Below are 1126 nucleotides of genomic sequence, written 5' to 3'. Positions count from 1 at the left end.
GCAGACGGTCGGTCAGATTCTTCGGATACCCCTGCAGCCCATCGGAAACGGCAAGGAAGTTCTTGCGTGTGTACAGCCAGTCGCTGGCCGCGTTCTCGCTGACGGCGCGCGCGTACTCGCGCATGCGGGCCTGATAATCGTTGTCGTTGGTCGCGGCCATGGCATTGGTGTAAGCCTGCTGCGCGTCGCCGTTCTCGAAATGGAACACGGACTGGCCGTTATCGAAGACGCTTGCGTCACCTTCGTCGCTCATGGTGGTCAGCGCGATGTTATAGGTGCCGGCGTTCATGCGTTCCGTCACGTCCGCGGCGGAATCGAGCACTTCCAGATTGGTGTTGATGTTGAGGTTTTCGATGGCGGTTTTCACGTCGTTGCCGATGCTTTCGTATTCCTTCGGCACCAGAATGTCGATTGGCGCGATGTAGTTCACTCCGAAATACGTGCGCATCCGTTGCCCCTGTTCGAGGTTGTAGGGGTACAGGCCGCTCAGGTCCTCATAACCGTCTTCCAGCGGGCTGATCGGCCCTCCCAGCGGCGCGTACGCGTCGGGCGCGTTCTTGGCGATGGTCTTCGCATCGATGGCGTATCGCGTCATCTTGCGGATCTGCTCGTCGGAGAAGGGGCTGTTGTTGTCGTTGTTGAACGCGAGCATCACCTTGTCGAAGCTGATGCCGCTGTCCGCGGTAATACCGTTGGTCTTGCCCAGTTCCGAGGCGGTTGAAGCGCTCAGCGGCAGCGCCATGCTGATTTTGCCGGCTTTCATGGCATCGGCCATGGATTCCTCGTTGGCGTAGTAGTAGAGCGTCACTTGCGATGATGCGGCTTTTTTGCCCCAATACGAGTCGTTGCGTTGCAGCACGATTTGCGATTGGTCCGCGGTTGACACGGTGAATGGTCCCGATCCGACCGCCGATTTCGCATAGTTGGTTTTGCTTTCCGCGTCGTACACGATGCCTGCACGGCCGGCCAGCGCGCGCAACAGCCGCGGATTCGGCTTGGCGAGCGTGATGACCACCGTATTCGCATTGGGATTGGTGATTTCCTTCAGATCACCAAGCTGGTCAGCTCCCACGTAATGGTTGTTGACGGCGTTCTGCAGCGACCAGACCACGTCGGACGAGTCGAG

Annotated in this window: 1 protein-coding gene; it reads right to left on the bottom strand. The window is 59.0% G+C overall.

What is annotated here, in order from left to right; all coding sequences use genetic code 11:
• Positions 1–1126: ABC transporter substrate-binding protein (locus ACR0P8_RS09990; protein WP_432624890.1), on the bottom strand; the 1126-nt coding region annotated here is incomplete at both ends.

The organism is Bifidobacterium sp., assembly GCF_050874245.1.
In the GTDB taxonomy this organism is placed as follows: Bacteria; Actinomycetota; Actinomycetes; order Actinomycetales; family Bifidobacteriaceae; genus Bifidobacterium.
This window is presented reverse-complemented; position numbering and strand designations above follow the sequence as displayed.